This window comes from Christiangramia sp. OXR-203 (assembly GCF_034372165.1).
GTDB lineage: Bacteria > Bacteroidota > Bacteroidia > Flavobacteriales > Flavobacteriaceae > Christiangramia.
This window is the reverse complement of record NZ_CP139698.1, coordinates 434231-454748: the sequence shown is the minus strand read 5'-3', so window position 1 is coordinate 454748 and position 20518 is coordinate 434231. Positions and strand designations below refer to the sequence as shown.

The 20518-nt window shown below is 38.7% G+C and carries 18 protein-coding genes and 1 tRNA gene; 9 read left to right on the top strand and 10 right to left on the bottom strand.

The annotated features are described in order from the left end of the window. Window positions 1-91 precede the first annotated feature (91 nt). Window positions 92-1630, top strand: a complete 1539-nt coding sequence (locus tag T8I65_RS02105) for a SulP family inorganic anion transporter (protein WP_322301848.1) — start codon at window positions 92-94, stop codon at window positions 1628-1630. On the opposite strand, the gene T8I65_RS02100 is transcribed toward T8I65_RS02105, so the two are convergent. Next, complete coding sequence (locus tag T8I65_RS02100) at window positions 1627-2073, bottom strand: VOC family protein (RefSeq protein WP_322301847.1); 447 nt, start codon at window positions 2071-2073, stop codon at window positions 1627-1629. The two genes, T8I65_RS02105 and T8I65_RS02100, sit on opposite strands and share 4 nt — an antisense overlap. A gap of 173 nt (window positions 2074-2246) precedes the next feature. Here T8I65_RS02100 and T8I65_RS02095 point away from each other — a divergent pair, with 173 nt between their 5' ends. Continuing rightward, window positions 2247-3692, top strand: coding sequence for a TonB-dependent receptor (locus tag T8I65_RS02095; RefSeq protein WP_322301846.1), 1446 nt, complete (start codon window positions 2247-2249; stop codon window positions 3690-3692). Here T8I65_RS02095 and T8I65_RS02090 read toward each other — a convergent pair. Further along, window positions 3689-4153, bottom strand: coding sequence for an RNA methyltransferase (locus T8I65_RS02090; RefSeq protein ID WP_322301845.1), 465 nt, complete (start codon window positions 4151-4153; stop codon window positions 3689-3691). The genes T8I65_RS02095 and T8I65_RS02090 overlap by 4 nt on opposite strands. Window positions 4154-4285: 132 nt before the next feature. Between T8I65_RS02090 and T8I65_RS02085 the strand changes: the two genes are divergently transcribed. The 3 genes from T8I65_RS02085 to T8I65_RS02075 all read left to right on the top strand — a co-directional run bounded on the left by T8I65_RS02085 (window position 4286) and on the right by T8I65_RS02075 (window position 9553). Then, window positions 4286-4912, top strand: a complete 627-nt coding sequence (locus tag T8I65_RS02085) for a diheme cytochrome c-553 (RefSeq protein ID WP_322301844.1) — start codon at window positions 4286-4288, stop codon at window positions 4910-4912. A gap of 269 nt (window positions 4913-5181) precedes the next feature. Then, complete coding sequence (gene glgB / locus T8I65_RS02080) at window positions 5182-7089, top strand: 1,4-alpha-glucan branching protein GlgB (protein WP_322301843.1); 1908 nt, start codon at window positions 5182-5184, stop codon at window positions 7087-7089. A 64-nt stretch (window positions 7090-7153) separates the two neighbouring features. Beyond that, window positions 7154-9553, top strand: a complete 2400-nt coding sequence (locus T8I65_RS02075; RefSeq protein ID WP_322301842.1) for a glycoside hydrolase family 31 protein — start codon at window positions 7154-7156, stop codon at window positions 9551-9553. Window positions 9554-9623: 70 nt separating this feature from the next. Here T8I65_RS02075 and T8I65_RS02070 read toward each other — a convergent pair whose 3' ends face one another. From T8I65_RS02070 to T8I65_RS02060, 3 genes are all read right to left on the bottom strand, one after another. Continuing rightward, window positions 9624-13472 (bottom strand): triple tyrosine motif-containing protein, encoded by a 3849-nt coding sequence (locus tag T8I65_RS02070; RefSeq protein ID WP_322301841.1) that lies wholly within the window; start codon window positions 13470-13472, stop codon window positions 9624-9626. A gap of 137 nt (window positions 13473-13609) precedes the next feature. Next, window positions 13610-14251: a deoxyribose-phosphate aldolase gene (gene deoC / locus T8I65_RS02065; RefSeq protein WP_322301840.1), complete on the bottom strand. Its 642-nt coding sequence runs from the start codon at window positions 14249-14251 to the stop codon at window positions 13610-13612. Between the two features lies 1 nt (window position 14252). Next, window positions 14253-14885, bottom strand: a complete 633-nt coding sequence (locus T8I65_RS02060) for a DUF4403 family protein (protein WP_322301839.1) — start codon at window positions 14883-14885, stop codon at window positions 14253-14255. 197 nt (window positions 14886-15082) lie between these two features. On the opposite strand from T8I65_RS02060, the gene T8I65_RS02055 reads away from it, so the two are divergent. The 3 genes from T8I65_RS02055 to T8I65_RS02045 all read left to right on the top strand — a co-directional run bounded on the left by T8I65_RS02055 (window position 15083) and on the right by T8I65_RS02045 (window position 16543). Continuing rightward, a complete protein-coding gene (locus T8I65_RS02055; RefSeq protein ID WP_322301838.1) occupies window positions 15083-15493 on the top strand; it encodes a hypothetical protein in 411 nt (136 codons plus the stop codon). After that, window positions 15490-15684: a helix-turn-helix transcriptional regulator gene (locus T8I65_RS02050; RefSeq protein WP_322301837.1), complete on the top strand. Its 195-nt coding sequence runs from the start codon at window positions 15490-15492 to the stop codon at window positions 15682-15684. The genes T8I65_RS02055 and T8I65_RS02050 overlap by 4 nt, the downstream gene beginning before the upstream one ends. Window positions 15685-15997: 313 nt before the next feature. Next, window positions 15998-16543 carry a lipid-binding SYLF domain-containing protein gene (locus tag T8I65_RS02045; protein WP_322301836.1) on the top strand — a complete coding sequence of 182 codons (546 nt, stop codon included), beginning with the start codon at window positions 15998-16000 and terminating at the stop codon, window positions 16541-16543. 226 nt (window positions 16544-16769) lie between these two features. On the opposite strand, the gene T8I65_RS02040 is transcribed toward T8I65_RS02045, so the two are convergent. After that, window positions 16770-17678 (bottom strand): LysR family transcriptional regulator, encoded by a 909-nt coding sequence (locus tag T8I65_RS02040; RefSeq protein WP_322301835.1) that lies wholly within the window; start codon window positions 17676-17678, stop codon window positions 16770-16772. Window positions 17679-17772: 94 nt separating this feature from the next. Here T8I65_RS02040 and T8I65_RS02035 point away from each other — a divergent pair, with 94 nt between their 5' ends. Beyond that, window positions 17773-18369: an NAD(P)H-dependent oxidoreductase gene (locus T8I65_RS02035; RefSeq protein WP_322301834.1), complete on the top strand. Its 597-nt coding sequence runs from the start codon at window positions 17773-17775 to the stop codon at window positions 18367-18369. A 63-nt stretch (window positions 18370-18432) separates the two neighbouring features. On the opposite strand, the gene T8I65_RS02030 is transcribed toward T8I65_RS02035, so the two are convergent. The 4 genes from T8I65_RS02030 to T8I65_RS02015 all read right to left on the bottom strand — a co-directional run bounded on the left by T8I65_RS02030 (window position 18433) and on the right by T8I65_RS02015 (window position 20504). Continuing rightward, window positions 18433-18505: transfer RNA gene (locus T8I65_RS02030), tRNA-Met, on the bottom strand. A gap of 57 nt (window positions 18506-18562) precedes the next feature. After that, on the bottom strand, window positions 18563-18916 hold the full coding sequence (locus T8I65_RS02025; protein ID WP_322301833.1) for an STAS/SEC14 domain-containing protein: 354 nt from the start codon (window positions 18914-18916) through the stop codon (window positions 18563-18565). 68 nt (window positions 18917-18984) lie between these two features. Continuing rightward, the gene (locus T8I65_RS02020) at window positions 18985-19167 is read right to left on the bottom strand and encodes a CPXCG motif-containing cysteine-rich protein (RefSeq protein WP_322301832.1); all 183 of its coding nucleotides are present in this window, start codon (window positions 19165-19167) and stop codon (window positions 18985-18987) included. Between the two features lie 2 nt (window positions 19168-19169). Continuing rightward, window positions 19170-20504 carry a TolC family protein gene (locus T8I65_RS02015; RefSeq protein WP_322301831.1) on the bottom strand — a complete coding sequence of 445 codons (1335 nt, stop codon included), beginning with the start codon at window positions 20502-20504 and terminating at the stop codon, window positions 19170-19172. Window positions 20505-20518: the final 14 nt, after the last annotated feature.

The following is a 20518-nucleotide window of genomic DNA, read 5'->3' as shown; positions in this document are numbered from 1 at the left end:
AAAATTTCAATCAAAAATCTGATTGAGTTGCGCTTCTGTTTTTAATGACTATTTTTGCCGCTTCTTAAAATTAAGCTGAAAAAGCCTCATTATGAAAAAAGTTCTGAACTTATTCGACTTCAAACAACAGGTTAATTACAAAACTGAAGTGCTTGCTGGATTAACGGTTGCTATGACCATGATTCCCGAGTCACTTTCCTTCGCTATTCTGGCTGGTTTTCCTCCGCTAATGGGTCTTTACGCTTCTTTCATTGCTGGCTTAGTTACCGCAATATTTGGTGGCAGACCGGGAATGATCTCTGGAGGTGCCGGTGCAACAGTCATTGTTTTAATCGCCTTAATGAAGTCAGACGGACTAGAATATGTTCTTGCAGCAGTAGCATTAGCAGGAGTATTTCAGATAATTATTGGTGTATTCAAGCTTGGTAAATTTATAAGACTGGTACCTCATCCCGTAATGTTCGGGTTTGTGAATGGTCTGGCTATCGTGATCTTCATGTCTCAGCTGGATCAGTTTAAAACCGTGGTGAACGGTGATATAGAATGGCTTTCTGGAACTGCACTTTATATAATGGGTGGCCTGGTCGCTTTAACAATTGCCATCGTTGTGCTTTTGCCTAAAGTCACTAAAGCTGTTCCTTCTTCTTTAGTCGCCATTATTGTAGTGTTTCTGCTGGTATATTTCTTCGGAATAGACACTAAAACAGTAAAAGACATCGCCTCTGTAAGTGGTGGTTTTCCTCCATTCCATATTCCTCAAATTCCTCTAACCTGGGAAACCATAGAATTGATTGCTCCTTATTCCATGATCATGGCAGCAGTTGGTTTAACTGAAGGTTTGTTAACCCTAAACCTGGTAGATGAGATCACTGAAACTAAAGGAAATGGTAACAGAGAATGTATCGCCCAGGGTGGTTCTAATATTCTAAACGGATTTTTCTTCGGAATGGGTGGTTGCCCAATGATCGCTCAAACTCTTGTAAACCTTTCTGCTGGATCAAGAGCCCGTTTATCTGGTATTATTGCAGCTTTTACAATTCTTGCGATCATTTTATTTGGTGCTCCTATTATCGAAAAACTACCAATGGCAGCACTGGTTGGTGTAATGATCATGGTGGCTATAGGAACTTTTGAATGGGTTAGTTTGAAGATCTTTAATAAGGTACCTAAAAAGGATATTTTCCTAGTAGTTATCGTGGCGTTAATTACCGTATTCCTGCATAACCTTGCCCTGGCAGTTCTGGTAGGCGTGATCCTTTCTGCACTATTCTTTGCCTGGGAAAGTGCGAAAAGAATTAGAGCTAGAAAATTTATAGATGAAAATAGGGTAAAGCATTACGAGATCTACGGACCTTTATTCTTTGCTTCTACCACTAATTTTGCTGAAAAATTTGATGCTCTGAACGATCCAGAAGAGATCATTATCGACTTTAAAGACAGTCGCGTTTCTGATATGTCGGCGATTGAAGCCTTGAATGCCGTGACTCAGAAATATAGCAAGGTGGGCAAAAAAGTTCATCTTAGACATTTAAGCGATGACTGCATTAGATTACTAAAAAATGCAGATGCAATCATAGAAGTTAATATTCTGGAAGATCCTGATTACAAAGTGGCGGCAGATGAATCTTAAAGCTGATTGTCGTTGATCTCGATCCAGTAACCGTCTGGATCCTGCAGGTAGATCTGCTTAACTCCATCCGGGCGGGTATTTGTTGTATTACTTATGCCCGGCCAGTTTTCAAACGGAATATTCTGCTCGTGTAGAAACTTCATGAACTTATCCAATTCCGAAGTATTTAAGTTCATGTGTACACCTTTGTGGGTAGCAGGAGTTTCCTCGCTCTCGATCAAATGAATCTGTACGGAATCTTTAAGCTGAAACCACCTGATACTGGCAGCCAATCCTCCATTATCTATTTCTTCCAGTCCTAATACTTCGGAATAAAATTTTGCCGAGCGAGAGAGATCTTTTACAAGCAATGCGTCATGATCCTTGTTAAAACTGAAGTTATTAGTCTGAGCACTGCAGTTGTAACCCAGAAATGCAATCAGGATAATTAGAAGTTTCTTCATGGAAAAATTATTTGAAGTTCAAGTTACTTAAATTTCAATGCAATTTTCAACTGTAAAAATTAGGCGTTCTACTGAAGCTTTATCGAGTTAAATTCTTTTAAACATTACTTAAAACGGGCAGTCGGTTGTTTTAATATTCCTAACTTTCAGCTACCAACCAAAACAATCTGCAAATGGCCGAATTAAGCGAGGATGAATTCCAAAATATACTTTCCGTAGAGAATAAGTGCACACGCCTGAATCTCAACGAAAACATCTATGGAACTTTCGCTGAAATTGGAGCGGGACAGGAAACTGTTCGTCATTTTTTTAGAGCAAGAAACCCTAAAGGTACAATTGCAAAAACGCTTAGTGCCTACGATAAGGATTTTAGTGACGCGATCTACGGACTCGATCCTCAAAACCGATATGTTACCGAGGCACGATTAAAAGGCATGATCGATTATGAAGCAACTTTGATCGAAAAGCGGCTTTCCAGAAAAAAATATCCAGATAAATTATTTTTCAGCTATGCTAATACGGTAGCTACTATAGACTGGGCAAAGAAATACAAAGGTCACGGGTGGCTGGGAATAAAATTTCAGCGAGAACCAAAGCAGGAATATAGCGAGATTATACTTCATGTTCAGTTTCATGAAAATAATGCTTCCCAACAGCAAATTAGCCTGGGAATCATGGGTGTAAACCTTATTTATGCTGCATTTTACCAGAGTAATGATCCTAAGGTGCTTATCAAAAAACTATATGATCATTTAAGTACAGATAAGATCGAAATTGATTCTATCAACTTTCGCGGTCCGGTTTTTAAAGATGTTGATAACCGACTGATGAGCCTGGAACTTGTCAAGGATGGTATTACAGATGCGGTGATGTTCTCCAAGGACGGAAACAATATTCTACCTGCAAATGCACTATATAAAAAGAACATTCTTACACTTAGAGGTAGTTTTCGTCCAGTAACCAATCTGAATCTAAATATGTACATGACCTCGCGGAAGCTGTTTCTGGAACAGGAAGAGGTCGATCCTGAAAATACGGTCACCATTTTTGAGATGACCCTGAACAATCTTAAAGCTGAAGGTGAAATAAACGAAAAAGATTTTCTGGATCGTGCAGATCTTCTATGTGCTTCGGGACAGACAGTAATGATCTCCAATTTTCAGGAATATTATAAAGTTGTGGAATATTTTGCGCAGCATACCAAGAAAGAACTGGGTCTGGCCATGGGTGCAGATAATCTCGTGGACATTTTCAATGAAAAATATTACCGACACCTAAGCGGTGGAATCCTGGAAGCCTTTGGTAAACTTTTCTTTAAAAGTCTGAAGGTATACCTCTACCCGATGCTTGATGAAAAAACTGGGGAAATCATCGATAGCTCGAATTTAAAAGTGCATCCAAGAATGCGAGAGCTCTATAATTTCTTTATAGACAATAACAAGGTAATCGATATTACCGAGTATGATAGAGATTCTCTAGAAATTCATCCTAGAAAAGTCTATGAAATGATACGGGAAGGTAATCCGCAATGGGAAGAAATGGTTCCAGGCCTTACCGCTAAAATGATCAAGGAGAAGAATTTATTCAGTAAAGAACGAGCATCAGAAAATGAAGCTTAGGTAGAAAATTCAGATTTCATTCCGCGGTCATACATTACAATACTTCCGGCTACCGAAACATTCAAACTTAAAGTAGAACTAAACTTTACCAGATGATGTGATTTTTCGATCGCTTCATTGGAGAGACCATGATCCTCAGCCCCAAGCAGATAGACGCAGCGTCTTGGATGTTTGAAAGTTTCCAGATGAACTGCGCTTTCAGCAAGTTCCACGCCTACAAGCATTGCACCCTTTGGTAAATGCTTATAGAATTCCTCGAAAGTTTCATAATGAAAATAAGGCATTGCACCTACCGCTTTATGAGTATCACAAGCCTGTTTCGCATACCTGTTTCCTATGGTGAAAATAAAACTCGCTCCCATATTTTGAGCTGAACGCCATAAAACTCCAAGATTTTCAGGCGTTTTACCATTTTGAATTCCAATTCCAAAAAATCCCTGTTCGAGGTTGTTTGTTGTCATTTTGCAAAGATAATATTAGCGCTCCATATTTCAGAATAGAAGTATAAATTCAGTAGTGCAATCATCAGAAAATCAGATAGTAATGGGAAATTTATTATTTTTAAGTACTGACAATCAACTAATTGTAATCTTATGAAAATTCCTAAAAAAATCTCACCGACCTTATTCAAGTTTATAATTACTGGCTTCTTAGCTTTAAATATTGTACTTATATCCTGCCAGGATAGTAAGGAATACGCTGAAGTTCCAGTTGAAGAACTTAGTCTTCAGGACAGTATTTCGCACGGGGAATACCTCGTAAACACCATAGGTTGCCATGATTGCCATTCTCCAAAACGAATGACAGAAAGAGGTCCAGAGATTATACCAGAGCTGGCACTCTCAGGTTACCAGTCAGGAGATAGTCTTCCTCCGTTTTCTTCAGAAGCGATAAAAAATGGATGGATACAAATGAGCGGCGATCTTACCGTTGCCATAGGTCCATGGGGAATTAGTTATGCTTCAAATCTTACCTCGAGTGACACGGGACTCGGTAACTGGAGCATGAAAAGGTTTAAAACTGCCATAAGAGAAGGGAAACTCAAAGGAGATTCCGGCGGCAGGATGATCCTACCTCCAATGCCATGGCAAAATTATCGCGAGCTGACCGATAAAGATCTAGAGTCGATTTTTCGTTATTTGAAGTCCACAAAGCCAGTTGAAAATGCCGTGCCCACTCCGGTGGCACCTAATAAATTAGATAGCCTCCAGAATACCTGATTCTATGCAGCGATATTATTCGGAAATCTGCAATAATTTAACCGTTTAGAACTTAATCCTCAGCAAATTATAAACGAATACAAGATTTCACTATAAACTCCTCAATTAAAGCTCTAAAACTGAAACAACTTTAGGATTGCCGGTATTTTTAAATATCAGTTTGTTATTTTTATTTCCTGATCGGTAATTTCAGGAATCAAATCTGGGTCTAATTCAACAGAGAATTTTCAGAAATTAAATTTAACCGTAAATACAATTAAAAACGACGTATGAAACAGGAAGTACAGGTTTACTCATTATTTACAGAATTTGACATTTCACTTTTTAGATCGGGTAAACATTACAGACTGTACGAAAAGTTCGGCGCTCATTTAATAACACATGAAGGACAGGAAGGAGTTTACTTTTCTGTCTGGGCTCCCTCAGCAAAGTCGGTTTCTGTAATTGGAGATTTTAATTACTGGAATATTGATGACCATCCTTTAAATGTACGCTGGGATGAAAGTGGCATCTGGGAAGGTTTTATTCCGGGTGCTAAGAAAGGAGATAAATATAAATTCAGAATAATATCAAATAACAACGGAGAAATTCTTGAAAAGGCTGATCCTTACGCTTTAAGATGTGAACATCCACCAAATACGGCTTCTATTGTCTGGGATCTGGATTACAAATGGAATGACAAGAAGTTCATGTCTCGTCGTGAAGAGGTAAATGCACTGGATAAGCCTTATTCTGTTTATGAAGTTCATCTTGGCTCCTGGAGAAAGAACACCCTTGAAAACCGTTCTCTTACTTACCTTGAAATGGCAGATGAATTGGTAAGTTATGTAAAGGAAATGGAGTTTACGCATGTAGAATTCATGCCAATAATGGAATTCCCTTATGACCCGAGCTGGGGTTATCAATTAACCGGATACTTTGCCCCTACCTCCAGGTTTGGCGATCCCCAGGAATTCATGCAACTGCTGGATGCCTTTCACAAAGCTGGAATTGGAGTCATTCTGGATTGGGTACCATCCCATTTCCCTGAAGACAAACATGGTCTAGGAAGATTTGATGGTTCACATCTATACGAACACCCAGATCCCCGCAAAGGTTATCACCAGGACTGGAAAAGTCTAATTTTTAATTATGGCAGAAATGAAGTTCGGTCCTTTTTGATAAGCAACGCAGTTTTCTGGCTGGATAAATATCATATTGACGGGCTTCGAGTAGACGCCGTAGCTAGTATGTTATACCTCGATTACTCAAGAGAAGATGGTGAGTGGGAACCTAATGCTGAAGGCGGAAGAGAAAACCTTGATGCCATTAGCTTTATAAAAGATCTCAATACTGAAGTATATAGCAGCTTCCAGGGAGTACAAACAATTGCTGAAGAATCCACCTCATTTCCGAAAGTTTCCAGACCGGTAAGTCATGGAGGTTTAGGTTTTGGAATGAAATGGATGATGGGCTGGATGCACGATACACTGGAATATTTTAAAAAGGATCCTATTCATCGCAGGTATCACCAAAATGATATCACTTTTAGTATGACCTATACATTTAGTGAGAACTTTGTATTGCCTTTAAGTCACGATGAAGTTGTCTACGGGAAAAAATCATTACTTAGCAGAATGCCGGCTGACGACTGGCAGCGATTTGCAAATTTGAGATTGATGTATAGTTATATGTATACCCATCCCGGAGCGAAACTTTTATTCATGGGAGCTGAGCTAGGACAGTATGCAGAATGGAACTACAATAGTAGCCTGGACTGGCACTTGCTGGAGCAGGATTCTCATCATGGTATCAAGAAAGCACTTACCGACCTCAACATACTTTATAAAAAACAACCTGCATTATATGATAATCAGTTCAGTGAAGAAGGATTTGAATGGATCTCATTTGATGACAATCAGAATTCGGTAATCAGTTATCTGAGAAAGGGAACTTCAGAAAAAGAAATTCTGGCCGTTGTCTGTAATTTTACTCCCACTGTTTTGAAAGAATATACTATTGGTCTTCCGAAGAATGGAAGGCTAAAAGAAATATTCAATTCAGATGCTGCGAAATACGGCGGATCTGGAGTGACGAATAATGCTATTAAGATCGATAAAGAAGCTTTCCACGGGAAAGAATATTCAGCAAAAATTACTATTCCTCCACTCGCAACAGTGGTCTTCAAACTAGCATAATATCAAAAAAAAACATCCTCTGGCCTCAAATATTGATCGCCGGAATAATTAGAAGCTAAGAAAAATGATTACGAATACAGAACTTGAACATAAGGGGAATTTATACCCTTCGGGCCTGATATCTCACGAACACGATCAGGATACCGTCAATTTTATCACTAAAAATGGTGTAAGGCTGCAGCTAACGATACTTCGGGATAACATGATGCGTTTTCGATATACCACGAATGGTATTTTTGAGAATGACTTTTCATATGCAGTAGATCAAAACCATCCTCATGGTTTTAACCACCTGGAAATTTCAGAAGACGACACACACGTGGTCGTAAAGACTGAAAAGTTCATTTGTAAAGTGGCAAAGGACGATCTGCGTGTGGGTATGTATGAACATAGTGGCAAAATCATTCTGGAAGACGAACTAGGTTTTCACTGGGAAGAAAGTTTTGAGTTTGGAGGGAACTTTGTGAAAATGAGCAAATCTTCGAAAGACCAGGAAAGCTTTTTCGGACTTGGAGACAAGCCTACCAACTTCAATTTGAAGGGTAAAAGGCTAAGCCTCTGGAATACAGATCAATATGCTTACGGAAAAGATACGAACGAACTTTATAAAGCTGTTCCTTTCTACATGGGGCTACAACAGAATATTTCCTACGGAATATTTTTCGACAACACATTTAAAACACATTTTGATTTTTGTAGTGAACGTAGAAATGTAACCAGCTTCTGGGCAGATGGCGGGGAGATGAATTATTACTTCATTTACGGTCCGCAAATGACTGATGTCCTCACAACATATACAGATCTTACCGGTAAACCGGAATTGCCACCAATGTGGGCATTAGGATTTCACCAGTGTAAATGGAGTTATTATCCTGAAAGCAAGGTCAAGGAGATCACCTCAAAATTCAGGGAATTGAATTTTCCATGTGATGCGATCTATTTGGATATTGACTACATGGAAGGTTTCCGTTGCTTCACCTGGAACAAAGAATTTTTTCCAGATCCTAAACGAATGGTTCGTGAACTGGAAGAAGACGGTTTTAAAACCGTTGCCATCATTGATCCAGGGATTAAAATAGACCTGAACTATGATGTTTTTAAAGAAGCTTTAGACAAAGACTATTTCTGCCGCCGGGCAGATGGACCATATATGCGAGGTAAGGTTTGGCCGGGAGAGTGTTACTTCCCAGATTTCACCAATCCAGATGTACGTGAATGGTGGAGCGGTTTATACAGGGAACTTATTGGTGAAATTGGAGTAAAAGGAGTCTGGAACGATATGAACGAACCTGCAGTAATGGAGGTTCCAGGAAAAACGTTTCCGCTGGATGTTAGACATGATTATGATGGTCATGCATGTAGCCATAGAAAAGCTCATAATATCTACGGAATGCAGATGGCGAGAGCTACCTATGAAGGAGTTAAAAAGTTCAATTTCCCGAAGCGTCCGTTTATTATCACCAGAGCAAATTATTCTGGAGGACAGCGCTATACTTCGACCTGGACAGGTGACAACGTAGCTACCTGGGAACATTTATGGCTTGCAAATGTCCAGATACAAAGACTTTGTATGAGCGGAATGAGCTTTGCCGGATCTGATATTGGCGGTTTTGCCGAGCAGCCTTCCGGAGAACTTTATACCAGATGGATACAACTTGGAATTTTTCATCCTTTCTGCCGGGTTCATTCCTCGGGAGATCATGGCGAACAGGAACCATGGTTTTTTGGTGAGGACGTACTTGATATTAGCAGGAAGTTCGTAGAATTACGTTATCAGCTATTGCCATATTTATATACCGCGTTCTATAACTATGTACAGGAAGGTCAGCCAATTCTAAAACCTCTGGTGTATTTTGACCAGGAAGATGTGCAAACCCACTATAGAGCTGATGAATTTATCTTTGGAAATCAGATCCTCGTATGCCCAATTCAGGAACCAAATGTACAGGGACGTAGAATGTATATTCCAAGAGGCCAGTGGTACAACTTCTGGAGCGACGACCTGGTAAATGGTGGTAAGGAAATTTGGGTTGACGCACCACTTGATATCGTACCAATATTTATCAAGGCCGGAGCGATAATTCCTAAATACCCAATCCAGCAATATGTAGATCAGGTAGAGATCGAACAAATGACGCTTGATGTATATTACAAACTGGGAAAAGAGAATTCCGAATTTTATGAAGATGCGCATGATGGGTATGAATACCGACAAAATATTTATAGCCTTCGCACATTCAAGCTGACTGGTAAGGAAGATGAGGTGATCATCCAGCAGCATAAGAGCGGAAAGTTCTCAGCTTCCTATGACACCTTTAAACTGAATTTACACGGACTTCCATTTGAAATTAGACGAGTATTCTACGAAAATGAAGAAGTGCCGTTAGAAACACTTCAATACAATGCTGAAGAAAAAAGTATGATCATAAAGAAGGATTTTAGTGAACTACAACTGGTAGGATAAATTACTATAATTGGAATGTAAAAAGCCTGTTCTTGACGAACAGGCTTTTCTATGTAATCGACAGAATAAATTATCGCTCTACAATAGAGTTATAATCTTTTCCGTAGAACTTTTTCAGACTTTCCTGAAGGCGTTTTGGACTCGAAAATCCAGCCTTGTAGGCAACCTCCATTGTAGTAAAATCTCCATCGTTCAGCAATTCTCTACCGTATTCTGCGTGTACGAATTCTATAAATTCCTGAGGCGAAAGATTCACCAGACTTTTAAGTTTCATAAACAATGTGTTACTCGAAATACCTAAGGATGCGCTAAGATCGTGCACTGTGAAATTATCTTTTTCGATATTATCAAGGATAGTCTGTTTTGATTCCTGAATAAATTTTCTATCACGTTCAGACTTGTATACTATGTCACCACTTTGCAAATGACTGTTGATAAAGCCTTCTCGAAATTCCTGCTGACTTTTCAAAGTTGAAGCGATCTTTTTCATGAGTAATGACATATTCAAAGGTTCACTGATAAGTTCTGAGATTTCAGCTACCTGTTCTGTATCAAATTGCTGTCCCTCGCTAGTGATCATAAAAATATTGATATGATTGAGTGCAGGATTACGCCTAAGCATTTTAGATAGCTGAATAGTGTTCATATCTGATAGCATACTCGCTGCAATAATGATATCTGGGAAGATCATGCTTGCTTTTTCAATGCCCTCTTCAGCCGTTACAGCCTGATAAACCTGGCAATGCTGCCCTATGGAATTCGCTAATATCTCCCTGGAAGAAGTTTCAGAATCAATGATCAATATCTTACTGCCACTAATATTCTCAATTTCCTTCGGAAGAGATTCAGAAATTGCCTTCTGAGTGTTTTTAGACTGCAGGATACCGGCAGCACGTTGTGGCACCCTGCGATAATCTTCCTGCCTGTTCTTTAATACAGCCGTGTATGTGGAACCTTCATTACTCTGCGTTTCAAAATTGAAGCTTCCCCCTGCTTTATTAATGAGTTCCATAGCTTTGAGGATATAACGAAGTCCGCTCTTATCTCTAAATTTCATTCGTTGATCCAGACTACGCTTCTTTTCCAGCACTTTAATATCCTGCTCAGGGATTCCTTTTCCTGTATCTGTGATCTGAATTTTTAAATCTCCAACTCCAGTGCGAATAAGATTTACAATAACCTTTCCTTTTTTAACCGAATAGCCGGCACTGCCCGATATCAAACTAAAAAAGATCTTATCCAGCATCTCGAGATTGTAATAAAAAGGTTCTTCTCCCCAATGGTTATTAACGATCAAATCAAGATCTTTCAATTTGTAGACCGGTTCGATCTCATTTACTACCTCTGGAAGATGTGCGTCTAATTTTATACTGGAAATTTCAAAAACAGATTCTTCATAATTGAAATTCAGGATCTGGTTGAAAAGATCATCAAACCTTGCAGCATATCGTTGTAAATCCTCCTGTTTGTCGGCATCGGTGGAAGCTGAGATCTTACTTAAGGATTGTACCGCGCTTTCTACAGGTTTCTTAAACTCCTGTTGCAGTTTTGCTCTAAGTTCTTCCCTGGCCTGCCTGTCGGCATTTCTCGAACGAAGCACGAATACATATGCAAATATGATCACGGCCGCTATAATTCCAATTCCCATAAATAAATACACAACCCCAATTCCTCCTGATACTGCAGCAACTTCTACGGGAATCTGTTTAACTTCAGACCAACTGGAATTTGGTAGTTTTGACCTTACTTCGAACATGTAATTGCCCGGCGGAAGACCGGCATAACTGGCTGAATTCACTTTTGAAGGTTTGGACCATTCATCTTCAATTCCCTGCATTCTCCAGCTATATAACAAATCCTCTGGCGACCAGAATGATAATCCCTGGAAGGCTACCTGAAAACCAGTATTTTCTTTTACTTCGATGATCGAACCACTCAACAATGAGATTCTTCTTTGCTTTTCATTATGAACTGAAGCCTGCATAAGAGTTCTAAATTCCACTTCAGGTTTCAGCTCCTGCTGCGCCAGCATACTTTTCGGCTTAAAAATATTAACCCCTTTCGCTGTCCCCAGGACAAGGGATCCGTTCGTCATTTTAGTAAAACCTGTAGTTAGTTCAGAAGTTGTAAGTCCGTTCAATTCACTAAAAACTCTCAGGCTCTTTTCGCTTGGATCATAACTGGCAAGACCTTCTTCTGTAGAGATCCAGTAATTTTCATCCTCCACGATCACTCCTTCCACATTATTAGACGGTAACCCAAAGTCTTCATCAAAGATCTCTAAAGCTTCCGTTTCGAAATTGTACGCGATCAAACCTGTTCCTTCTGTTGCAAACAAGCCCATACCCTCCTGCGTGATGTACAATTGATTGATCGCATAATAATGCATCGTTTCGCTGGCAGTAAGCTTATCAAGATCGCTAATACGACCACTAATGGGATCTATGGAATGAACACGATTCCTGGTTGCGACGATCAGTTTCCTGGGTCCGAGTTCTGCAATTGCCTGAACTTCTTTTAGAGGAAAGGTTTTAATCTCATTGGAAGTACTAATCCTGGTCAAATAGCCGGCCTCGCCACCAATCCATGTATTTTCAGAAGAATCAATAAATAAGGTATTAGCTTCCAGAACCTCTGTTTTGTAAAGTGCGGTTGGTGCATAATGAGCTCTAAGAAGTGTATTGATATTAATCTTATACACGCCATCTTCACTGGTCGCCACCCAAACATATTGCCCGTTAGCAGCAATGGAAGTTATCTTATCGGGATTCTGTCGGGCCTTTTTATAGTTTAAATTTTTGATATGACTATAGCGATCGGTCTCAGGATTCCAGATACTCAGGCCTTCACTGGTTCCAAACCACACGTATCCACGAGAATCTGTGGCCATGGCACTCAACCTATTGCCTGCCAGACTCGAATATTTCGCAGGATCATGGTGTAGCTGCCAAATGGATTCTGAAGATAGATTTTTCAGATAGAGTCCGTCATTTCCAACTAACCAGAGTAAATTTTCATCATTTAACTGGGCTGCAAATAATTGCTTCGGAAAACTTTCTTCTTTTTTAATAAATTTTAGTTCCTCATCAAATTTGTACACGCCATTGTCACGGGTTAGGGCAATGATCTTTTCGTTGGTCTTGAGTAAATCTGTTATATGACCCCTAGTAAGATCGAATGGTAACCTGTAGATTTTCTGAAATCTGTCCAGTTGTGCATCGAATTCAAACATCCCCTGCCTGTTGGTAGCCAGCAACAATTTATTGCTGAGTGGTAAAAGTGCTGTAAACTCCAAATTTTCATAATACGAAGTTTTAAGACGTCTGAATTTACCGGATTTTCTATTAATGGCAATAACAGCATTTGGCCCGGCAAAGATGATTTCATCGTTAAAAATAGTGGATGTGCTTGCCTGAGTATTTTCAGAAACAAATCTTGACAGTCCAAAATCCTTTGCTTTAGAATCGACGTTCAGCTTGAAAACACCGTTTTCTGCAGCCAGCCATAACTGACCCGCCGGGTCCTCCAGCATCTCATAGACCTTCCCGGGCATGGAACTAACATATCTAAAATCCTGTTTTCCGCTCTCGAGAATAGCTATACCTTTGTCTCCGGTAAGCCACACCTGACCCCTGGAATCTGTCAAAGTAGCACTATATTGTTTCCCGATTTCAGATGGAATACCCCGAAATTTATTGTAATCCTCTACTTCCGCAGAGTTATATCGAATGACTTTGAGTGGCGTAGTGATCCAGAGATGATCCCCGTTAGCCTGCTGTATATGGACATTTTCAGCATTTGTAAAGCTATTGATCATGCTGACTTCCTGCAAGGATTTATGAACCTGCGCCGTACCCTTCACAATCATTCCCATAAATACTGCAAGGAATAACCGGAACACTAAATTAGATAGTCTCAAATCACTAGTAATTAAAAGTTAAGCAGGAATAATTTAGGCAAAAAACGACTTATTAAAGCTCTGTAAATAAAGACTTTAGAACCTAGTTATTAAGACGATATGAACAAAATAAAGTAAGAAAAATCTTATGAGAGCTATTAGCTGGAAACAATTTGAATCCCGGAAGAGGTTCCAATGCGATCTGCGCCAGCATTTACATATGTTATCGCTGTCTCTTTATCTCGAATTCCTCCTGAAGCTTTGATTTTTATATGATCATCAACGCTTTGTTTCATGAGTTTAATATGTTCGATACTTGCGCCACCAGTTCCAAAACCAGTAGATGTTTTTACGAAATCGGCACCAGCTTTTTCTGATATCTTACAGGCTGTTGCAATTTCTGAATTACTTAAATAACAGGTTTCCAGAATGACCTTCAATATCTTTTCTCCCATTACCGACTTTACTGATCTTATTTCCTCTTCAACTTCTTCAGTCAAACCAGCTTTAAGAAAACCAATATTCAGAACCATGTCGATCTCATCTGCACCTTGTTCCACCGCAATCCTGGCCTCGTGCACTTTTGCTTCCGAAGTTGAAGAACCCAATGGAAAGCCTATAGTAACGGCTAGCTTTACATTAGATAACCCAACTTGCTCTGCGGCTAAGTTGGCATAACATCCGGAAACACAAACCGCATAGAACTCATATTTGATCGCCTCCTGACAAAGTTTTATAATTGCCTGAGGACTAGCATCCGGTTTTAAAAGTGTATGATCGATATATTGATTTAGGTTCATCTTAGGGAAGTTTAATTTTTTCTATTTCAACCACACCATTCGCTTTTAAACGCATAGAGATCCAGAGGTCATTCTCATCTGCCTTAAACTGAGCAACTTCAAGGTCTTCGAGGAAGCCAATGAGATTGATACCTTCCTTGGCTTCTATTTTATTTTCCAGTTTATTGTTCAAAGAATTCATCTGCTCTTCCAGTTGAGGCATGAAATTAAAATTCATCTTTTCCTTCAACTTAGCATACAACCATTTATTGACTACAGTTTCTAAAGCCTGATTTACAAGCCAGTTGTTGTTCTGTCCATCGATCTCATAATTTGCCAGTTCAATTTTTTGTAGTTCACGATCCAGGTGTAAACTCGCGTAGAACAGAAATTTAACCTGCTTATTCTTAAAGAAACTGGTAAGCGTTTGCACGGTAACTGGCAGACAAAGATCGTACTCTGGAATTTCACTTTTCTCAATAGTAATGTCCAGAATCTGGACATAGTTAGACTTTTCGCCATCCTCATTCTCTTTACTGATGATCTCCCCAACCAATTTCTGCTTTAAAAAATCATTTAGCGCAGGATAACCAATCTTGATAGGAATGGTAATATCAAAGTCGGCTTCAGAAATTTTTCGGTTTGTGTCAGTCATTATTTTCGATGATTTGAGAGATTCGAAGATATAGAAAACTTAGGTTTAAGAATGGAAACAGGATCAGTTTAGCAAAATCTTATCATGTTAGAGGTAGGGCTTAAATAATTAAAATGTAAAGTTTTATTTACTTTTTGTAAAACAAACCATTCCAATTTAAATCTTTTCCTATATTTGTGTCAAATAAACTTTACATCATGGGAAATACATCAACAAGTAAAAACTGTGCAACCGGGCGCACAAAGCTACTGGCTTTGTGGACCATACTATGGGTCACATCCCTGGCAGTGGTGGTATTTGGAAATCTTTATTTATGGACAGGCAATAACACGATCACGACCATTTTACTAATTATTAATCTAATAATTGGAGTAGGAATGATCATCGCAAATATAAAGCACCTGGAAAGCCTGGATGAGTTACAAAGAAAGATCCATCTCGAAGCCATGGGCCTATCACTTGGGATTGCGCTCATCCTTGGAATTAGCTACTCGACAATGGATGTGACGAACCTTATTAATTTCGATGCTGAAATTTCGCATCTGGTAATAGTGATTGGTCTAAGCTATTTCGCCGGAGTAGTAATTGGACAATACAGGTATCGATGAAAAACAGAATCAAGATCTTAAGAGCAGAGCATGATTTGACCCAGGCTGAACTCGCAAAAAGACTGAACGTATCCAGGCAAACCATTAATGCTATAGAGAAGGGAAAGTTTGACCCCAGTTTACCTCTAGCCTTCAAACTCTCCCACCTGTTTGACAAAACGATTGAAGAAATTTTTGAAGCTGAACTCTAAGCATAAAAAAAGGGGCCGATTCCCTACAAGTCGAGCCCCTAATATTTAACTAAATTCAGCAGCTAAAGTATTCAGAAAGTGGAGTACAACTTAACTCAATAGCTTTTATTATTAGCTCAATTCAACATGGACTTTTTGTAGTGCACTATTTACTAATTAGTTATGAATAATTTTCAGTACCTTAATTGTTAAGATTCCAGAGCATTTTTTAACATCATATTTAGGTTAGGTTTTAAGATATTCCCAAATAACTTGAGCTTAACAGGACTTGTTATATGATTCATTTAGTTTTGAATCACCAAAAAAATAAGTCATGAAAAATTTAAATGTTTACTTAAAGAAGACCGGATTACTAATGCTATTTATAGGAATAGTTAGTTGTGGATCCACTAAGACGGGAGATATGACCGATCTTAAAGCCGATGCTACTGAAGCTAAAGCTGCGATGACCGCGGCAGAACCAAATCTTGCTGAACTATTTACAACTTCAGCTGGATATGCAATTTTCCCTAATGTTGGAAAAGGTGCTTATATTATAGGTGGTGCATCCGGAAATGGAATTGTCTACGAAAACGGAACAATGGTAGGATACGCTAACTTAAAGCAAGTTGATGTAGGACTGCAGGTTGGAGGAAAAGCTTACCGAGAAGTAATTTTCTTCGAAAATGAAGAAGATCTCAACAAGTTTAAAGCTGGAGATTACGAATTATCTGGAAATGCTACTGCAGTAATTTTAGAGAAAGGAAAGTCTAAAACTATTAAGTTTACTGATGGTACAGCTGTAGCAACCATGCCCAAAGCAGGCGCGATGGTTGGAGTATCTGTTGCAGGACAGAGATTTGGATATACCGAAATGTAATATTGGATATTATAAACTAGTTAAAAACCGACCTTAGGGTCGGTTTTTTTATGTCCATACTTTTCAGCATCGAATCGATTACTGTCTGTTTAAATTATCTACATAGTAGAATCTGACTAAAGAAACCGGAATTTAGGGATGTCTACGCTTTGGCAGATTTAGATTATAGACATTGCAGCACGAGAAGCTTTTAATACTTGAAGCTTGAAATTTCATTGCATTCACCTCAATTCAACTTTACCATTTTTCTTCTAAATATGCTCTTAATAACTGCAGTCTCTTCTTTATGCTTTAGATCACTTCGAGTAGCAAAGTAGAGAATATTACTAACTTCTTTTTTACCAGACCACACTAGTTTAATCTTAGCATCTCTGAGTGAATCATTTACTAAGAAATCAGGCACTATTGCAAACCCTTTATTATTCTCTATAGATCTTATAATAGAACCAAAATTTGGTAAAATATAATTCGGCTTAAAATCTACCCTCTTTTTAAAGTTTTCGTACCAAAAACGTCTAAAGTGGTCCATCTCATTAGAAGCGCTATACCAGGTTTGATTTTTTAATATCTTCTCCAGCTCACCGAAACTTTCATTGTCGATTAAAGTGTTTATATCCTTTAATGCCGAATTTTTTCCAGCAATCATTACGATATTCTCTTTCGTAAAAGGTTCGTAATCTGCCAGTGAGTTTTTAGTGTCAAACTTAGGAGTTATGACTAAATCCAGGATGCCACTATTTAGATCTTTAATCAATTCCTGATGATCTCCAAACTTTGCCAGCAGGTTAAAGTTCAAACTTGAAATTTCAGGTTCCAGTATCGTTTGAAAGGTTTCCGTACACATGCCAATATTAATGGAAGGAATTTCTTCATGCGAAGTTTTCTTAAAATGTTGTTCAGCTTTTTCCAGGTTCTTAACCGCATCCAGAACAAAATTGTAAAGTTGTTTACCTTCTTCTGTCGGGATCATTCTCCGCGATGTTCTTTCGAATAGTTTACGACCTATATAGGATTCCAGTGCATTTAAATGAACGCTTACGCCCGGCTGACTTGTAAATAGAGTCTCAGCAGCCTTTGTTAAGGTACTTTTCTCATAGATCGCTACAAAGGTGCGATACCATTCCATATTCACCATCTATTACTATTTTAATACAAAGGTATAAATCATACTATTTTTATAATAATACGATAGCCTTTAATTTTGTTCCGAACTAATAATTTAAAAAGCTATGAAGAATATTTTTGTGATAAACGGTGGACATACTTTCGCACACTCTCCCGGCCGTTTCAATAAAACACTATTACAGAATACCACCAATTATTTCACAAATAGACCTGGTTTTGATGTTAGGACGACTAATGTTGGGGAAAAATACAATTTAGAAGAAGAAGTCACGAAGTATAAATGGGCAGACATTATAATTTATCATACTCCCATCTGGTGGTTTCAGGTTCCTTTTAAATTTAAGGAGTACATAGACAAGGTCTTTACTGCAGGGCATCAAAATGGAATATATACAAGCGATGGAAGAAGCAGGAAGAATCCTTCTACTAATTATGGAACAGGAGGAAGTCTGCAAGGGAAGAAGTATCTATTAACTACTAGCTGGAACGCCCCGGAAGACGCTTTTAAACTCGAGGGAGAATTTTTCGACCAGAAGAGTGTTGATGAAGGACCACTTTATGCTTTTCATAAAATGAACAAATTTATTGGTCTGGAATTTATTGCTTCAACGCATTTTCATGATATGGAAAAGAACGCAGATGTTCCCAGGGAGCTAAAAAGATACGATCAGTTTCTGCATAAGATATTTGATGAAATTTGAGATTCAAACAAGGACGATAATAGAAATGAAAAAAGCCATTCGAATGAATGGCTTTTTGCTTAGTAGCGGGAACTGGACTCGAACCAGTGACCTTCGGGTTATGAGCCCGACGAGCTACCTACTGCTCTATCCCGCGCTATTGGACGGCAAATATAAGACGTTTTTTAGTTTCTAACCAAACTTTTTTAAAAAATTATATTGAAATCCATTGGAGACCATCCAGCCTATCTTTGACATCATACGTCCTCACCTCTACATCCAGAAATATATCGCTCACATTCACAGCATTTTGGAACCAAGAACTATCTGTCACGATAGCTATTTTGCCGAAAAGATCTGCGTTGGAATATTTAAATTTTATTCCTTTAAAAAGTGCATTAAAACCGATATCATGATCTTTTTCAAGCTCTAAGTAAACATTGACCTTATCGTATTGATCAAAACGAGCTTTGATCTCTAGAATTACTTCGTCTAAAACCTCATCTGTAAGATCTGAGTCTATAATAATCCCGATCACATGACCTGGAAGATCGAAAGTTGCTAACATGGTTGATGGTGTAGGGTTAGCTACTAAGATAGCCGAAAAAGACTTCTGGTTCGCTAAGCTACAAAGTTTTATTGCTCGATTGGCTGAGCTTCGAACATCTGCAGTTCATTCGAGTCAAATTCTACCTTGAATTCTATAGGGTTGCAACAAGTCTCACAATCCTCGATATAAGTTTGTTTTCGCACAGAAGGATCCAGAAGTACAGAGACTTCTTCCCAACAGTAAGGACATTGAAAGAAATGTTCGTACATGGCTAGAGATTTACATTCAACAATTGACCAGTTAACTGCAAAACTTGTAGCTCTGCCAGTTTCGCATCATACTTGGCAAGGTTGAGACTGGTTCTGGCATCTAAAAGATTGATCTGTGCCTGCCTGAATTCTATCGAAGAAATTCTTCCAAGTTTATATTGCTCTTCAGATCGATTGAAGTTATTCAAATTCGTTTCAACATTCTCTTCCTGTACTTTGAGAATAAACAGTTTATTTCGATAATTTCCGAGGGAATTCGCGATATCCCGTTGAACCTGACTGATCAATTGTTCTTTCTGAATTTTCTGATTCTCATATCTTATTTTAGAGTTTCTAACCTGAATATTTCTAAAACCTCCATCAAACAAATCCCAGCGTAAACTAACTCCAGCAGCAAGTCCATCTGTAGTAGTTGTACTACCCGGAAAGAAGGCGGTTGCAGCACTTCGGTTCAGGTTCCATCCATATGATCCGGTAAGGTCTATGGAAGGCAAATAACCGCTCTTATTGATCTTGATATCATAGTCACTAATTTCCAGACTTTGCTCGATCTGCAGCAATGAAACATTGTTAATTTCAGCTTCAGTAACAAAACTATCCAGCTCAAGGTCACTTATAAATGTTACTGTTGTATCTACGGAAAAATCGTTTGCGGTAATTTCTCTATTCAGAAGTACATTTAGATCCCGCTTGGTATTCTTCAGCAATTGTTCGGTTTCTATCAAAGAAATACTATCGTTGTTTACGTCTACCCTTGCATTTAGAACCACAAGATTGTTCGCCTGCCCATATTCAAATTGATATTGAGCACGCGTTACACGATTCTTGGATATTTCCAGAGTCTCCTCAAGAACATTGATGTTTTCTGAAAGTCTGGCGACCTCATAATACACGCTCATGATCTGTAGAATGGTATTTTCTATAGTTTCCCGGGCTTCTAGTTGAGAGAGATCATATTGCTCCTGAAGACTTTTATAATTATACAAACGACCCAGACCATCAAACAATGTATATCCTAAATTTATGGAAGCATTATAACGGTTACTTTCGATCCCGCGTTGATCTACGGTTTCACCATTTTCAGGTTCAGTAACACGATCATTCAGGTCGTAATTCGCTCCGGCGAGCCCCGTAAGTGTCGGCAAATAGCCTGAGTTTAAAATATTCTGGTTGTTATCGGCAATTTCGACATTATTCTCAGCGATCCTTATTCCAAAGTTCTCAGCCAGTGCTCTGGATATAACTTCCTGTTTAGTGAGCAGGCTATCCTGCGCAACAGCACCAACACTCCAAAAAAGTGCGATCAAAATGCTAAGGATAAATTTTCTCAATCTCATTCGAAATTATTTAT